The following is a 16,272-nucleotide window of genomic DNA, read 5'->3' as shown; positions in this document are numbered from 1 at the left end:
TTTAAGGTCATTAAAAGGTTACGTCCAGTCCGAAAGTAATGGTGCGCGCCTTGGGATAGGCCGACCAGTCAAATCCCGGCGTGAGCGCGGAATGCCGCACGGACACCTCCGGATCGAGGCCGGAATAGTTGGTCCAGGTGAGCAGGTTCTGCGCGGAAGCGTAGACGCGGAGCGATTTTATCTTCGCCGCTTTGAGCGTCCTGGCCGGCAATGTATAGCCGAGAGCGACCGTCTTCAGGCGCAGGTAAGAACCGTCTTCTATCGTGCGGGAAGAATACACCAGCGGGCCTTGTCCGCCTACTTTATACAGACTGTTGCTGGGATTATCCGGCGTCCACCTGTCGGCATAAGAGGCAAACATGTTCAGGAAGTTGCGGGTCACATCACCGTTTTCAAACTCAATGCGGTTGGCGTTCAGCAGGTCGTTGCCGTAACTCCATTGCAGGAAAACGTTCAGGTCAAAATTGCGGTAGGTGAAATTGTTGGACAGCCCGCCGATATGTTTCGGGTTCGGGTTACCGATGATGGTCAGGTCGTTGTTGTCCACTTTACCGTCGCCGTTGATGTCTCTGAATTTGATGTAGCCGGGCTGAATGCTGCTCGCAGGATTGCCGTTGTTCGGCACATTGTTTTTCAACACATAGGAACCGTCGCCCAGCTGGTTGAAATCACCGTACTGGTAGATGCCATCAAACAGGAAGCCGTAGAACAGGGAGATCGGATGACCGGGAATAGCGATATACGGATAGGCGTTGTTGAAGTTGCCCCAGGTGATGCGGGAAGCGTAACTGGCCTCGCCTTCGTTGAGCTGCAGTACTTTGTTGCGGTTAAAGGAGATATTAAAACTGGTGGACCAGCTAAAGTTCTTCCGTTGGATATTATTGGTATTGATGGTGATCTCCACCCCTTCGTTAGACACTTTACCAATATTACGGATACCGCTGAGATACCCGGAAGAAGGTGCCAGCGTGGCATTCAGCAGCAGGTCGCGCGTATTCTTCTTATAATAGTCAGCAGACAGCGTGATCCTGTTTTGGAGGAAACCAACGTCAATGCCTATATCTGTTTGTGAGGTCGTTTCCCATTTCAGGTCGGGGTAGCCCAGGTTATTGGGCACAATGCCCTGTGCCGGCGAATTACCGAAAGGATAACCGGAATACGGGAACAGCTGCAACGCTGTGAGGTAGGCAAAATCAGGTACGCGGTTGTTGCCCGTGGTGCCATAGCCTACACGCACCTTAGCGTCGGACAGGAAGCTGACATCCTTCATGAACGGTTCTTCAATGATACGCCAGGCCAGTGCGCCGGAGGGGAAATACGCCCAGCGGTTATTGACCGGGAATTTGGAAGAACCGTCTGCCCTGAACGAGAGTGTGAGCAGGTAGCGGGATTTGTAACCGTAGTTCACCCTTCCCAGGAAAGACATCAGTGTATTGGCCGAGCGGGCGGTAGGCGCGGTGGTGATGACCCCTTCGTCCAGCCCGCTCATGCCCAGCGATTCATTGGGTACCTGTGAAGCGGTAAAACCATAACTGTAGGTCTGCGTTTTCTGCATGCTCAGGCCGCCCATGACGTTCAGGTTATGGTCTTTGTTGAATACGCGGGCGTAGGTGAGGGTATTTTCATTGAGCCAGCTATTACGTTCCGCATTGCTCACGGAGCCGTTCACGCCCAGCGCGCTGCTCTTCGGATTGCCCAGGCGCGTGTTGGAATTATTAAAAACCTCTTTTCGTACAGCCTGGCGCGTGATACCGCCGGTAACGCGCAGGGTGAAATACCGGGCGGGTTTGTATTCCACATAGGCATTGCCGATGAGCGTATTGTTAAATGCGGGGTTGTATTCGTTACGGTTGGAGATAATAGGATTCATGCGGTATTCGCTCAGCGGGTCCACATCAGGATCAAACGGTTCATCGATCAGCGAGCCGCCGTTGGTGGAATCGCCGGTTACCGGGCGATAGCCCCATACGCTGTACATGAGGCTGGAGGTAGGGCCGGAATTGGTGGTGGAAGCGAAAGCGCCGTATGTTTTGGTAGCGGTGTAGTTGAGGTTGACGCCCGCTTTTATTTTGCTGCTCACCTGCTGGTCCAGCACCAGGCGGCCCTGGTACCGTTTAAATCCGCTGTTGATAATGATACCGTCCTGGTCCAGCAGGGAGCCGGACACGGCGTACTTCGTTTTATCGTTGCCGCCTCTCATAGACAGGCTGTGGTTTTGCATGAAAGCATTGCGCAGCACCTGGTCCTGCCAGTCGATACCTTTTACATTCCTGTAGTCTTCCAGTGTTTTACCATTTTTCAGGTAGATGGGGGTGTAGAGGGTGCTGTTTTGTTCCAGTTGGAACTTCACGAACTCGTACGGGTCCATCATTTTTTGTTTCTTCAGGTTTTGCTGGAAGCCCATCCAGGTCTGGTAGGCGATCACCGGGCCGCCGCTTTTCCCTTTTTTGGTGGTGATGAGGATCACCCCGTTGGCGCCGCGGGCGCCGTAAATAGCGGTAGCCGAAGCGTCTTTCAGTACTTCGATGGAGGCGATTTCTTCCGGGTTGAAGATGTTGTTGGAGGGATTTTCCATCGGGAAACCGTCCACAACGTAGAGCGGAGAGTTTTCCTGGGTGACGGAGTTATTGCCCCGGATAACGATGTTGAGCGCAGCACCGGGTTGCCCGTCATTAGCCGATACCTGCACCCCGGCCACGCGGCCACCGAGGGCTTCCTCAAAGGAAGGCACGGGCGCTTTGGCCATATCGGCCATTTTCACTTCGCCGACGGAGCCGGTGAGGTCTTTCCGTTTGACGGTGCCATAGCCGATCACCACCACGTCATTCAATCCTTTCACCGATGATTCCAGGGTGATGTTGTAAACCGTTCTGCCGGCTGTGAGTTTTACTTCACGGCTCACATAACCCACGTACGAATACAGGAGAATGGTGCCGGGCACGCTGTTCACCTTAATGTTGTAAATCCCTTGGTCGTTGGTAATAGCGGATACGGTACCCCCTTTGATGCGGACTGTCACACCGGGCAGCGGTGTGCCGGAGGCTTCGGTGATTTTACCCGTCACCACCGGGATTGGTTGTTGTGCGGTCGCGTTCATCCATACAGAGATGATAAAAAACGGGAGTAGCCAATACCCCGTTAACGTGAAAATCTTTTTTTGCATTCCCCTTGCTGTTTTTTTAATGATTAGTTTTTCTGCTCCGATCGGGAAGTGGCGCCGTGGAAATGTTCAGGTATAGCTTGCCACGCTAAAGTTGTCGACAACTGTTTTCCATACGTGTGAATTTGTTATCCAAAGATGTAAACTAACGGGCACAGATGCTACAAAAATTGCCTGCATTTCTATTGGGAACATTCCCAATTTATGGGAATGTTCCCAATTTTCAAGGTTATTTTGTTTCTTTGGCGTTATATAACTGAGAGCTATGAAACGACATCAGGTGACCATCGTTGACATCGCAAAAGCGCTGAACCTTTCCAAGTCCACCGTCTCCCGGGCGCTGACAGGCCATCCCAGCGTAAAAGAGGACACCCGCCAGGCGGTACTGGAGCTGGCGGAAAAAATGGACTACCAGCGCAATATGCTGGCCATCAGCCTTATCACGCGCAAAACCAATACCATCGGTATCATCGTTCCGGAATTTACCAGTTCCTACTTTCCCAACATGACCATCGGCGCGCAGGAAGTGGCCAGCAAGGCGGGATATAACACCGTCATCTGCCAGTCTAACGAGAGCTATGAAACGGAAGTGGCCAACACGAAGGTGATGCTGGCCAACCAGGTAGATGGCATCCTGGTGTCCCTGAGCAAAGAGACCCGGAATTTCGACCACCTGAAGATCTTCCAGCGCAAAGGCATTCCCATCGTTTTTTTCAACCGGGTATGCGACGATATGGACGTGCCTAAAGTTATCGTGGACGATTTTGAAGGCGCCTACAAGGCGGTGAGCCACCTGCTGGAAAGAGGCAGAAAACGGATCGCCCACCTGTCAGGCCCCACCTCGCTACGTATCAGCGAAAAGAGGCTGAACGGCTACAAGGCGGCCCTGAAGAAACACAACGTGCCTTATGATGAAAACCTGGTCATCCCCTATGACCTGAACACCGACATGGTGCACATCTACGTGACGCATCTGCTCAGCCTTCCACAACCGCCGGATGCTATCTTCGCCATCAACGACCCTACCGCCATTGAAATTATCCAGGTGATCAAAAAGAAAGGGCTCCGGGTGCCGGAAGATATTGCTGTAGTGGGTTTCAGTAACGACTTCGCATCAGGACTGATACATCCTTCGCTCACGACGGTAGCGCAACCGGTAAAAGAAATCGGCAGAACAGCCGCGCAGCTGCTACTCGATCAGATCAACCGCGATGTGACCGACTGGAAAAGCATTATCCGCGTGCTTAAGACCGAACTGATCGTCCGGGAGTCCAGTTGATCCCGGATTTTTGCTGTGGGAACATTCCCGCAAAAAGGGAATGTTCCCACAGCAAAAAACGTCGTGTAATTTTTGCGGGTGTGGTTTTGGGAAAGAATCTTTGAGGTGATATGACCTTGTCAACTGCTCACCAAAAAATTCACGTATGAAAAAGTTCAGTATGTTTTTCGCCCTGTTGTTTGTTGGCACCCTGTCCCTGTATGCACAAACCGCCCCCGTACCTGCAGCACCGCTGAATAACGGTACCGGCTATATGACACATCCCGGCTTTACCTGGAGCGCCGTGCCCGGCGCAGCCAGTTATCAGATCATGATTTCAGCCGATACGGCTTTTACCAGCATCCTCGCACAACGTGCAGGCCTGCCCGTTACCCGTTATGTGCCGCTTGACCCGCTGCCTGCGGGAAAATTGTACTGGCGGGTAAAAACCGTTGACACCGCCGGCAACAGCAGCGTGTGGTCTCCCCGTTTCAGTTTCACGATCGCTACTCCCGCCAACGTATACACGGTGCCGGACAACAGCACCTATGCACAGGTGAAAGCCATCCTGGACACCGCCGTCAAACACACGCCGGCCGTGGTGCGGTTTGCGGCCAACGGCCACTACGCCCTCGACCCGGGTACCGCCGGCAGCTTTATGTTCACCTACACCGGCGTCAACGACCTGATCATCGATGGCAACCAGTCGGCCGTAACCGTCATGAATCATCCGGAGACCGGCTTTCTGAACTTCCGCAACTCCAACCGCATCACGGTAAAAGGTTTTACGGTGGACTGGGACCCGCTGCCTCACTCGCTCCTGGACGTGATTCAGGTAGACAACAGTAATCCGAACACGCTTAACATCCGCGCGAGGCTGCGCAGCGTAGCGGGACAAACATCGCCCTACTACCCCGCCATCACCAACAACCCGTCGTTTACTACACACTGGTCGTGGGCCTACCTGTTGGACCCCGCGCATCCGGGCGCTGTAAAACCCGGTGTAGGCAATGCTTTCGGGCTGTCACCCGGCGACGCTGCCTATATCGCCGGCACCAATCCTGCGGAATACAACATCGTGCATCCCGGTTCTACCTCCGGTAAATATTTCGCCGCAGGCGATATCCTCACCATCCTGTGCCGCACCAATATGGGTTCGTTTATCAGCACCACCAACTGTACGGACCTTACCTTCAGCAACATCACCAACTACGCCAGCCCTATGGGGTGCTACTATGCTTTCGACGGTGGTGATATGAAAGTACTCAATTGCCATTCCGCTCTAAAAGACAGTACCCGCTTTGTGTCTGCCAACGCAGACGGCGTGCATTGCCGCGGCAATACCCTCGGCCCTTGGGTGGAAAATGCCTCTTTCACCGGCAATGGCGACGACGGTGTGGCGCTCTACAACAAAGGCATGGTGATCACCGCTAAAAACGCCACCAACAGCCTGACGGTAAAAAGCGACTTTATGAACTTCAAAACCGGTGACCACTTCGATATCTATATTCCGAAAACCGGCAATGTCATCTCCCAAAATTTCACCATCACCAGTGTACAACCCAATACCGGCCAGGGCACCTTTACCGTACAGTTCACACCTGCTATTGCAGACACCAGCTACGCCGCCATCACAGACGTAAACCTGTCTGACCAGCAGCAAAACGCGCAACTGTACAACAGTACCCGCCGCAACGAACAGTTTTATGTGTATAACAACCAGTTCACCGTGCGTGGCCGCGGCGTGATCCTGCGTTCCGCCAATGGTGCGGTGGACAGCAACCGGCTTTACAACTGCTCTTCTCCGGCGGTTGCGTTGTACAACGAGGCCGCACAGTGGCTCAATGGCTTGTATAGCAGCAAGGTGACCATCGCGCGTAATCACATCCGTGATTGTGCCTATGACAATCTTGGGGTTGATGAAGGCGCTATCACGGTGAAGTTTAAGAAGATAGCCTTACAGGGCAGCCGTTATGCCGATGTTATCGCGCCTACGCGGCCGCACAACGGTATTGTCATCAATGATAATAAAGTGGAGAATTTCGCGCAGCACGGGGTCACGCTGTTTAATGCCACCGGCAGTATAGTGGGCAACAATACTTTCATCAGTAATGTCAGCGGGTTTATTCAGCCCGGCGCCCACTATGGCATCTATTTCAATACAACGGACAGCTGCACCATCCGTCAGAATAATTTCACAGGGGAAACCCGGCCGCTGACCGCTGTGATACAACAAACCAATTCCACGAATGTGGTGGTGATACCATAACCGGAAATACTTTTCTCCGTTCGATGCGCGGAACGGTGTATCTCCATCTTCAGGTCCCCAGAGAGCTGAAGATGGAGTTTTTTTTATTGGTGTTTCTGCCGTTGCAGATAGTTATGCAGCAACCCAATCATATAAGTCCATCCTTCTTCCGTGCGGTCTGCATATTCTGACCATTTGATGTCCATGTCATGTTCCAGTTGTAATACACAGCCGGTGGCGGACGGTGTGATACGGATGGTGACTACGCTTTCATCGCCTGGTTCTATGTCTACTCCCCAGGTAAATACAAGCCGCGAGGGACGGTCAACCTCAAGGTAAGCCCCGATGTGATTGAGGATTTCATTATCTCTTCTTACCTGGAAACTGAAGCGGCCGCCGGGGCGCGGGTCGTTGGTGAGGTTCAGCACTTCCTCGTTGCGCACTGCGGGCCCGAACATCCAGTGACTTAACATGTCTGTGTCCAGCCAGGCATCGAAAATAGTTTCAGCAGGCTCGTCAAAAGCCTTTTCCACCTGAACGAAAACGCGTTGATCAGTTATTTTTTTCATATGGTTAAGCTTATTTTTTCCGGGTACGTTGTTTTTTCAGGAATTCATCCAAAGCGTCCAGGCTGTCGGCCCAGAAGGCTTTGTAGGTCTTCATCCACGCTTCCACTTCGCCGAGCGGCGCCGGGTTAGCGATGCAATAGCGTTCTCTTCCTTCCTGTTTGATGATCACCATGTCGCATTCCGTGAGTACTTTAATATGCCGGGAGATGGCCGGGCGACTGATGTCAAACGCTTCGGCTACGGCATTCAGGTTCATTTTTTTACCGGCGAGCATATGCAGAATGGCGCGTCGGGTCGGATCTGCGATGGCGTGAAATACATCCCTTCTTGTCTCCATAACTTGTAACAATCTTGTTACAAATATATAAGTAACAACCTTGTTACGCAAATTTATTTTTCCTGGTAAAGTCACCCATATTGACCAACCTTGTAAAGCCTGAGACATACCGCATCAACCATGCCACCGGAAGATTGTTTTCATGTAAAAAAACACTTTCAGAAAAACGACATAAAACATCTAAAAATATAATATGTTTTATTTTTAATATCTATGAAACCCGCTACCATTGTGAACTGATTGTTAATGTATTCAGATTGGCATGGATTATGCATAACTTTGCGAAAGTAGAGTAGTTCGAACCCAGCTCTGATTAAAATTTACCATCTTTTTTATTGAGTTAACCGCTTTGTTATAACTATGAGCACTCTTAATCCCTCAGGTGGAAGGAAAAAGCACTTCTGACTTTATTTAATGTATTAAAATCACTACACGATTGCATGTAGACGGCCCATGCAACGAAGGAGTGTAGTTTGTCATGCGATGAATTAAAGGGGGTAGTATCATTATTCAATCAGTCAAAAAACATTACTTATGTATAGTATTCTCCTAGTAGAAGACGATGAATTTGTTTGTAAAGCGATAGAAATTATTTTAAGGAAACAGGACTATATCATCAGCATCGCCAAAAACGGACAGGACGCTATGCAGTATCTGCAGCAATCAAAATTTGATCTGGTCATTACTGATCTGATGTTGCCCTACGCCAATGGCATGGAACTGGTGAGCAAAATGCGCAACGAACTTCATCTGGACGTCCCCATTCTCGTTTTGTCTGCCGTTACACATGAAAAGACCATCACGGAAGGTTTTGATATCGGCGTGGATGATTATCTGAAGAAACCATTTAACCCTTCAGAACTGGCTTCAAGAGTAAAACGCCTGATCCAGCAAAAAGTAAAGAACACCATTTGATTCCATAACTAATTACCGATAATGAATTTTATGACGTCGTTCCGCCAATGGCTGGAAGACCTGGTATACTATTTTGCCTACTTTCCGCTGGTGATACAGATTGCTATCATCGTGAGCGTGCTGGCCGTAGCCGGTACCGCCGTGGCATACATATACATGATCTTTTTCCGCTGGCAGAAAGAAAGACGGGCGAAAAAAGAAAGGCCCCTGCGCGAAAAAGTAAATGAGCTGCTGCTGGAACATATCATCTACAAATCACTGGGTGATCAGGACACAGCGGCAACCCTTCCGCTGGAAGTATTTGAAACACTGCCGCTGCAGCAAAAATGGGCGGCGGATGTTTTTAAAAGCCAGTTGCTGGAATACCGCAACAATTTCACTGGTGATATTCCGCTGCTGCTCCGCCAGCTGTACCTCGAACTGGGGCTGCACCGCGATGCCGCTGCCGCCCTCCGGTCCGGTCGCCGCAAAAAAGTAATCAACGCCCTTGTAGAATTATCCGGCATGGGCGTACTGCTGGACAATGCATATGTACTGTCCCTCACGCAAAGCCGTGATCAGTATATCCGGGAAATGGCACGTTGTTACTGGGTGCAATGCTCCCCCGACGCTCCTTTTGCATTTTTCAGTCACGTACAGGAGCCACTGCTGGCATGGGAACAGTTTGAACTGTTCCGGATCATTTCCCTTCGGAAAGACATCCCCATGCCCTCTTTCGCCCAGTGGATCGATTTCCGGTACCATCCGACGGTCATTGTGCTCTGTCTGAAACTGGCGGCTTACTTCCAGCAACCGGAAGCTATTCCTGCCATGATCAACCTGCTGAAAACAGATGATGAACAACTGCGGGCCGTTACCATCAACAACCTCGGCAAACTGATGGCACTGGAGGCAGAACCCATCCTGGTGGATATGTATCCGCAACAACCGGACAACTGCAAACTGGAAATACTGAAAGCACTGGGCCGTATCGGCTCGGGCAATTTCATCGGTTTCCTGCAGCAGGAACTGGAACATACGAATGATTTCCTGCTCATGAAACACGCCGCACATTCCATTGTGGCCCATAAAGCACTTGCCAGCAGCCTGGTGGCCCGGTTACAGGAATCGCTCACCGGGACCCGGAAACAACTGCTGCAACACAGTCTGAACCCCCTGATTAAATATTAATCATGTATTCTGCAATACTTAAATACATTACTGATTTTTACGAAAGCGCCATATTCGTTTATTGCGCCGGACTATTTCTGTTTTACATTCTGCTGGCAGTATTGTCGCTCGTCGCCATCCGCCGCAGCCTGTGGAAAAATAAAATAAGAGGCCAGCAAATGCTGGTGGCCTCTCCCCTGACACCCGGCATTTCCGTGATAGCGCCCGCCTTTAATGAAGGCGTGACCATCATCGCCAACGTACGGTCTTTGCTGGCACTCAACTATCCCCGCTTTGAAGTGGTGATCGTAAACGACGGCAGTAAAGACGATACCCTGCAAAAACTGGTCGACGAATTTGAGCTGGTGGAAGTCAACTTCGCCTACCGCCAGCAGATCCCCTGCCAGGAAGTAAAACGTTTTTTTAAATCTTCCAACCCGGCCTATTCCAAACTGCTGGTGCTGGATAAAGTCAACGGTAAAAGCAAGGCCGATGCGGTAAACGCCGGCATCAACGCTTCTTCCTTCGACTACTTCCTGAATACCGATGTGGATTGTATCCTCGCCAGCGATACCCTGCTGAAGCTCATTAAACCTTTCATGGACGATCCGCAAAGAGTGATCGCTACCGGCGCCCCGCTGCGGGCGGCCAACTCCTGCGATGTGGAAGCCGGTGTCATCACCCGCGTGCGCGTGCCCAAAGCACTGCTGCCCCGCTTCCAGGAAATGGAATACATCCGCTCCTACCTGCTCGGTAAAATGGGCTGGACCTTCATCAACGCCGTCCCCAACGTGTCCGGGGGCCTCGGCCTGTTCGACAAAGACATCGTGATCAAATCCGGCGGCTACGACCCCGGCTCTTTTGGCGAAGACATGGACATGGTGGTGCGCATGTGCCGGTACATGTGCGAAAACGACCTGCCCTACCGCATCCACTACATCCCTGAAACACTTTGCTGGACGGAAGTACCCGCCACCTACAAAGTGTTCTTCCGCCAACGCGTGCGCTGGGCCAGAGGTCTCGCCCAGATATTCAGCAAACACAGAAAGGTATTGTTCAACCCCAAATACAAAAAATTAGGGTTGATCATCTTCCCCTATAACTTCTTCTTTGAGCTGCTGGCGCCGCTGATCGAGTTTGCCGGCATCATCTATTACATCTATATTATCGTTAACCACCTGATCAACTGGGATTATGCGATCATCCTCCTGGTGTTCATCTATACTTTTTCTATCCTGATCACCTCGCTCTCCATGCTGTGGGACCAGCTGATCTTCCGCTACTACCAAAGCTGGAAAGAAGTATGGCAGCTCTGTATCCTTTCACTGGCGGAGCCCTTCATCTATCATCCGATCGTGCTTTTCTCCGCTATCAGAGGATATTTCAATCAGCTGACCGGTAAAAAACATACCTGGGGAAATATGCAGCGGCAGGGGTTCAATCAATCTTCAAACCTTCAAAAAACTACCTAAGATCATGTTACAGCGAAGTGTGGAAAAGCGTTGTGTTGTATTCATCCTCTCCTTATTACTGATATACTCAGGACTGAGCGCACAGCGCAGCGGTCTTGTTTCTTCCGATGTGTTGTATAAAATGGCCTTAAAAGCCCGCAACGAAGAAAAGGACTACCCGAAAGCGATCAGGTTCTGTAAAAAAGCATTGTCTCAAAGCCCGGATTATACGGACATCCGCATATTACTGGGGAAACTGTACCAGGAAACCGGTCAGCCGGTGGCGGCGGCCTTCGAATGGAACGTCGTGCTCCGGAAAGAGCCGGCCAACAGCGACGCCCTGCATTCACTGGTAAACCTCTACTACAGTCAGGGCAATACCGCCGAAGCCAGCTGTTATGTAGATGTGCTGCTGGAGAAAACACCGCTCGACAAAGACCTGCTGCTTAAAAAATACGGGCTGGCTGAAGAACGCGGCGATGTGATAACCCAGGCAAAAGTCATGGGACTGCTGCGTAATCATTATATGTCAGACCCCAGGGTAGCCTCCCTGCTGGAAGACTACCAGATGCAGGCGGCCCGTCGCGGACGTAAAACCGGAGATCTGAACGGCTCCGAAAAAATGTACGAACAGGTGCTGTTAAAAGACAAAAATAATGTGGAAGCCTTACAGGGGATGGCTTCCACCCTGGAAGGACAAGGCCGTTCCAGGGAAGCGCTCTCCTATTACAATCAATTGCTGGCCCTTCATCCGGACAGCGCGGCATGGCGGTTAAAACGCTCTTCCATACAACTGGCCAACGGCAACTATGCCGCCGCCCTGGAGGATGCCAAATGGTTACACAAACAATATCCCGGTCAGGCGCTGTACAAACAGCACCTGGCAGATGTGTACACCACACTGTCCCGCCAGCCGGACGCGCCGGCCGAATACACCGAACAACTGCTGGCCCTTCAACCCGGCAACAAAGCGGTGTATCAGCAACTGATCAATCAGGCCAACCAGCGGGGCAATTATACCGCCGCCAATGAATGGTGCAGCAAAGCATTACAGGTATTTCCCGGTGATGTGGATATCTTAAGAAAACAAATCGGCATACAGGAAAAAACACAGGACTACAGCGCTGCCGCCGCCACGGCCGGCAAGCTGTTGCAGCTTCATCCCGGTGCTACGCACGAGCAAATCTATACCGACCTGCAACTGTTACACGCCAACAGGCTGGTACAACAACAGCAGCCGGGTGAAGCTGCCATTGTCCTGCAAACAGCGCTGAAACAGGTTCCGGGCCGCAAAGAGCTGTTACTGCGCTTATCCAATGTGCAAACAGCACTGGGTCATCCGCAGGAGGCGTTATCCCTGCTGGACCAGGTACTGGCCAAACAACCCACCGATACGGCGCTGCTGTTTAAGAAGTCCGGTCTGCTGGAAGCCAGCCAACGCTACGCCGAAGCCGCAGCCATCAGCGAAGCGCTCATGACGCGTTACCCCACCGAAACACGGTACCGGCAGGCATATACCGATCAGGCAATGCTCGCTGCCAGAAGCCATATCGCACAAAAACAATATGGCGCCGCCGAACCCCTGCTGCTGAAAGTGCTGCAATACACACCGGCCAACAAAGACGCGTGGGTATACCTGATCAACGGGAAAAATGAACAGCAGCAACCCGCACAGGCGCTGGAATACACCAATCGCGCGCTGGGCCAGCTGAACAACGACTCACTGCTGCTGCAAAAGAAATCGGCCCTGCTGCAACAGGCGGGCAGATATACGGAAGCCAGCACGATCGCGGCTGACCTGCATCGCCGCTACCCTGCTGATACCGCCCTGCGTCAGATGTACCTCGACCAGCTGCTGGCGCACGGCAAACAATTGCGCGAAGCCCAACAATGGGACAGCGCCGCAACATTGTATCAGGCGGCTTACGCACTGGCGCCCGCAGATACCGCCGTACTGTATAATCTTGCCGCTACGGCTACCGCCCGTAAACAGTACGATTCCGTACTGGTATATGCCGACAAAGGCCTGGCGCTGAACGCCAACCAACCGGCGCTGCTGTCACAGAAAGCCAATGCGCTGGAGCAACTGCACCGCTACGCCGATGCCGCCATGGTAGCCGGACAGCTCCGCAAATTACAGCCCGGCGAAAAGAAATGGCAGCAGTACGCCGACCACCTCAACGGATATACGTACAAGAACCAGGTCGGCATCATACACCTGCAATCCATATACAGCCGCGACCTGGCACCCGCCAGCATCACGTCACTGCAATACCTGCACCGCTTCCAGCGGGGCACTGTCACAGGAAGGCTCAATTATGGCAGCAGGGAAGCAGGCAACGGCATACAGCTGGAAGCTGAGAGTTACTACACCCACAATCCCCGGTATTATTCCTACGGATTGTTCGGATGGTCCAACTCCGATGTGTTCCCCGCCATCCGCGCCGGCTACTCCCTCTTCCGGAATTTCAATAAAGGATGGGAAGGCGAGCTGGGTGGCCGTTACGTAAAAAGCGACACTATCAATACTTATTCCGCCGTGGCTTCCGTAGGGAAATATTTCGGCAATTACTGGGTCAACCTGCGCGGCTTCTTCACCAACGACGAACATCAATGGTACCAGGCCTACACGCTGACCAACCGCTTTTACCTGAATGACCGGCAGGATTTTATCGCCCTGATAGGCAACATCGGCGCCTCTCCCGACGACCGTAGCCGTAACTTCCAGTTTGGCAAAGTGGCAGGCTTCACCTCTACCTCGCTCACCGGAGGCTTCCAGAAAAATATCCGCGGCAGGGCCACCATCGGCGCCTACGGCACCTGGACAAGGCAGCAAATACCACAGCAATCATATCTTCATCAATTTGATACCTATTTGTTGTTCCTCTGGAATTTCAAATAAAGACACCCAAAAGAAAAGGAGGGCCTTCGTGCCCTCCTTGCCGTATCAGGCTAACACATTTACTTATATTCCTGCCGCTTTTTATTCCGGTCGATAATGCTGCAGACAGTACTTACCGTCGCGGCTGAACGAAGACCATCCGCCGGTGTATTGACAACATAATCCACCAGCTGACCGATGGTGCTGGTAGCCACATGCATGCGTGTATCTGATGACGCATAGTAGATAAACACTTTCCCATCTTCCGCTGCAATCCACCCGTTACAGAACAACACATTGGACACATCCCCCACCCGTTCCTCTCCTTCCGGCGCCATAAAATAACCTGCCGGTTTATGTATCACGCGGGTGAGGTCCTCCAGGTCAGTCATAAACAGGTATAGCACGTAACGCAATCCCGCCGCGGTATTCCGCACGCCATGCGCCAGGTGCAGCCAGCCTTGCGGCGTCTTCAGGGGCGCAGGCCCCAACCCGTTTTTCAGTTCATATACCGTATGATATATTTTAGGGTCCATGATTTTTTCTGCCGCGATCACCGCGCAGGTAATATCGTCGCATAAGCCGAAGCCGATGCCGCCACCGGTACCCGCGCTGATAAAACCATCCTGCGGACGGGTATAAAAGGCATACTTTCCCTGAACAAACTCCGGATGCAGCACTACATTGCGTTGCTGCGGCGATGGCGTTTCCAGGTCGGGCAGGCGCTCCCAGCGCTCCAGGTCTTCCGACCGGACAATACCGCAGGCAGCGATAGCCGCCGACTGATCGTATGTGGCGGCGGCGGGGTCTTTTCTTTCCGTACAGAACAAGCCGTAAACATAGCCATCTTCGTGCTGCACCAGCCGCATATCGTACACATTGGTGTCCGGATCTTCCGTTTCGGGGATCATAACGGGATACTCCCGAAAGCGGAAACCATCAATGCCATTGTCACTTTCAGCCAGGGCGAAAAAAGACTTACGGTCCACACTTTCCACACGGGCCATTAGTACATATTTGTTGTTCCATCTGATGGCGCCGGCGTTAAACACCCCATTGACGCCGTAGCGCTCCATCAGATAAGGATTGGAAGCCGGATGGAGATCGTAGCGCCATTCCAGCGGTGCGTGCGCCGCCGTTAATACCGGGTAACGGTAACGGTCAAAAATGCCGTTGCCCGGCATTTGCCTTTCATTATTCCTGCTTATCAGCAGCTGCTGCGCCTGTTCCAGTGCTGTTAAACGCACGCTAAAAGACATCATACGTTCCGGGCTTTTTCTTGCCGGCGCTGCCGGTCGCAATGCTATGCGGATTGGACATGGATAAGCTGTACAGGGGCCATAACAGCCCCTTGACAAGCTTATTGGAGGTGAATATCATAACGAAGAATTTGTATCAAAACTAATTCTAATCATTACGCATTTGTAGTACTTTTTTATCTGTTGTTTGACTTTCAAATACCACTTCCCCGTCATACCCAATAAATTGGCTAATATTTTTTTAGCCTCTATTTCACGTTCGACAATCCGCCATCGACCAATATCTCCGCACCATGTATGTACCCCGCATCCGGCGAAGCCAGGAACAATACTGTTTTCGCGATTTCCCACGGTTCGCCAAAACGTTTATACGGCAGCGTGGGTATCACACTGTCGATGGTACCTGCTATCTCCTCTGCCGTCAGACCGGTGTTATTGAAGATGTTGGTCCGTATATACCCCGGGCTGATGCCATTGACCCGTATACCTTTGGCGGTACACTCCATCGAAAAGGTTTTGATGAAAGACTGCACCGCCGCCTTGGCAGCGGTATACACGGAAAAATAGGGTATTCCGAAAGCCGTTACAAAAGAAGTGTTCAGGATAATGGAACTGCCGGATGCCAACAACGGCAACAGTTGCTGCACCGTAAAGAAAGTACCTTTCACCAGTATATTGAACAGCTCGTCGAAATGCGCTTCGTTCACCTGTTCAATAGAAGCAAACTTTCCATATCCTGCGTTGGCGAACAACACATCTATCCTGTCGGTGTATTGCCGCAGTTGAGCCGGCAACGCCAGTATGTCCGTCATCTTTCCCGCATCGGACACGATACCCGTGGCGGACGGCCCCAGTGCGGCCACCGCCTTATTTACGGTCTGCTCACTTCTGCCGGTAATAATCACCCGGGCGCCGGCTTCTGTAAATGCTTGTGCGGTGGCAAAGCCCATTCCGTTGGTGCCTCCTGTTATGAAGACCACCTTTCCTTTAAATTGCTGCATCATAATATCAATAAATTATACCGCAAAGATGCCGGTGTTCGCGT

At 51.8% G+C, this 16,272-nt stretch carries 11 protein-coding genes; 6 read left to right on the top strand and 5 right to left on the bottom strand.

Going from position 1 to position 16,272, the window contains the following annotated elements:
* Window positions 1-10: 10 nt before the first annotated feature.
* On the bottom strand, window positions 11-3,163 hold the full coding sequence (locus B5D63_RS05325; protein WP_078667690.1) for a SusC/RagA family TonB-linked outer membrane protein: 3,153 nt from the start codon (window positions 3,161-3,163) through the stop codon (window positions 11-13).
* A gap of 262 nt (window positions 3,164-3,425) precedes the next feature.
* Between B5D63_RS05325 and B5D63_RS05320 the strand changes: the two genes are divergently transcribed.
* Window positions 3,426-4,439: a LacI family DNA-binding transcriptional regulator gene (locus B5D63_RS05320; RefSeq protein ID WP_078667689.1), complete on the top strand. Its 1,014-nt coding sequence runs from the start codon at window positions 3,426-3,428 to the stop codon at window positions 4,437-4,439.
* 145 nt (window positions 4,440-4,584) lie between these two features.
* Complete coding sequence (locus B5D63_RS05315; RefSeq protein ID WP_078667688.1) at window positions 4,585-6,687, top strand: right-handed parallel beta-helix repeat-containing protein; 2,103 nt, start codon at window positions 4,585-4,587, stop codon at window positions 6,685-6,687.
* 83 nt (window positions 6,688-6,770) lie between these two features.
* Here the strand turns inward: B5D63_RS05315 and B5D63_RS05310 are convergent, their stop codons facing one another.
* On the bottom strand, window positions 6,771-7,235 hold the full coding sequence (locus tag B5D63_RS05310; protein ID WP_078667687.1) for an SRPBCC family protein: 465 nt from the start codon (window positions 7,233-7,235) through the stop codon (window positions 6,771-6,773).
* 10 nt (window positions 7,236-7,245) lie between these two features.
* Complete coding sequence (locus tag B5D63_RS05305; RefSeq protein ID WP_078667686.1) at window positions 7,246-7,572, bottom strand: ArsR/SmtB family transcription factor; 327 nt, start codon at window positions 7,570-7,572, stop codon at window positions 7,246-7,248.
* A 534-nt stretch (window positions 7,573-8,106) separates the two neighbouring features.
* On the opposite strand from B5D63_RS05305, the gene B5D63_RS05295 reads away from it, so the two are divergent.
* Genes B5D63_RS05295 through B5D63_RS05280 form a run of 4 tightly spaced genes read left to right on the top strand, consistent with a single transcriptional unit; the run spans window position 8,107 to window position 13,989 of the window.
* Complete coding sequence (locus B5D63_RS05295; RefSeq protein WP_078667684.1) at window positions 8,107-8,487, top strand: response regulator transcription factor; 381 nt, start codon at window positions 8,107-8,109, stop codon at window positions 8,485-8,487.
* Between the two features lie 21 nt (window positions 8,488-8,508).
* Window positions 8,509-9,657 (top strand): HEAT repeat domain-containing protein, encoded by a 1,149-nt coding sequence (locus B5D63_RS05290; protein ID WP_078667683.1) that lies wholly within the window; start codon window positions 8,509-8,511, stop codon window positions 9,655-9,657.
* 2 nt (window positions 9,658-9,659) lie between these two features.
* Window positions 9,660-11,108 (top strand): glycosyltransferase family 2 protein, encoded by a 1,449-nt coding sequence (locus B5D63_RS05285; protein ID WP_078667682.1) that lies wholly within the window; start codon window positions 9,660-9,662, stop codon window positions 11,106-11,108.
* Between the two features lie 4 nt (window positions 11,109-11,112).
* On the top strand, window positions 11,113-13,989 hold the full coding sequence (locus tag B5D63_RS05280; protein ID WP_078667681.1) for a tetratricopeptide repeat protein: 2,877 nt from the start codon (window positions 11,113-11,115) through the stop codon (window positions 13,987-13,989).
* Between the two features lie 59 nt (window positions 13,990-14,048).
* On the opposite strand, the gene B5D63_RS05275 is transcribed toward B5D63_RS05280, so the two are convergent.
* Together B5D63_RS05275 and B5D63_RS05270 are read right to left on the bottom strand one after the other, a co-directional pair.
* Window positions 14,049-15,230, bottom strand: a complete 1,182-nt coding sequence (locus tag B5D63_RS05275) for a glycoside hydrolase family 130 protein (protein WP_078667680.1) — start codon at window positions 15,228-15,230, stop codon at window positions 14,049-14,051.
* Between the two features lie 245 nt (window positions 15,231-15,475).
* Window positions 15,476-16,231, bottom strand: coding sequence for an SDR family oxidoreductase (locus B5D63_RS05270; RefSeq protein WP_235021463.1), 756 nt, complete (start codon window positions 16,229-16,231; stop codon window positions 15,476-15,478).
* Window positions 16,232-16,272: the final 41 nt, after the last annotated feature.

The sequence above is a fragment of the Chitinophaga eiseniae genome, assembly GCF_900167135.1.
In the GTDB taxonomy this organism is placed as follows: Bacteria; Bacteroidota; Bacteroidia; order Chitinophagales; family Chitinophagaceae; genus Chitinophaga; species Chitinophaga eiseniae.
The sequence above is the reverse complement of the archived record's forward strand: the minus strand, read 5'-3'. Positions and strand labels throughout refer to the sequence as shown.

What these genes read in the sequence shown, in the direction of transcription:
- B5D63_RS05295 (WP_078667684.1), top strand. Translation starts at nt 8,107, where the DNA reads ATGTATAGTATTCTCCTAGTAGAAGACGATGAATTTGTTTGTAAAGCG.
- B5D63_RS05320 (WP_078667689.1), top strand. Translation starts at nt 3,426, where the DNA reads ATGAAACGACATCAGGTGACCATCGTTGACATCGCAAAAGCGCTGAAC.
- B5D63_RS05305 (WP_078667686.1), bottom strand. Translation starts at nt 7,572, where the DNA reads ATGGAGACAAGAAGGGATGTATTTCACGCCATCGCAGATCCGACCCGA.
- B5D63_RS05325 (WP_078667690.1), bottom strand. Translation starts at nt 3,163, where the DNA reads ATGCAAAAAAAGATTTTCACGTTAACGGGGTATTGGCTACTCCCGTTT.
- B5D63_RS05310 (WP_078667687.1), bottom strand. Translation starts at nt 7,235, where the DNA reads ATGAAAAAAATAACTGATCAACGCGTTTTCGTTCAGGTGGAAAAGGCT.
- B5D63_RS05315 (WP_078667688.1), top strand. Translation starts at nt 4,585, where the DNA reads ATGAAAAAGTTCAGTATGTTTTTCGCCCTGTTGTTTGTTGGCACCCTG.
- B5D63_RS05290 (WP_078667683.1), top strand. Translation starts at nt 8,509, where the DNA reads ATGAATTTTATGACGTCGTTCCGCCAATGGCTGGAAGACCTGGTATAC.
- B5D63_RS05285 (WP_078667682.1), top strand. Translation starts at nt 9,660, where the DNA reads ATGTATTCTGCAATACTTAAATACATTACTGATTTTTACGAAAGCGCC.
- B5D63_RS05270 (WP_235021463.1), bottom strand. Translation starts at nt 16,231, where the DNA reads ATGATGCAGCAATTTAAAGGAAAGGTGGTCTTCATAACAGGAGGCACC.
- B5D63_RS05275 (WP_078667680.1), bottom strand. Translation starts at nt 15,230, where the DNA reads ATGATGTCTTTTAGCGTGCGTTTAACAGCACTGGAACAGGCGCAGCAG.
- B5D63_RS05280 (WP_078667681.1), top strand. Translation starts at nt 11,113, where the DNA reads ATGTTACAGCGAAGTGTGGAAAAGCGTTGTGTTGTATTCATCCTCTCC.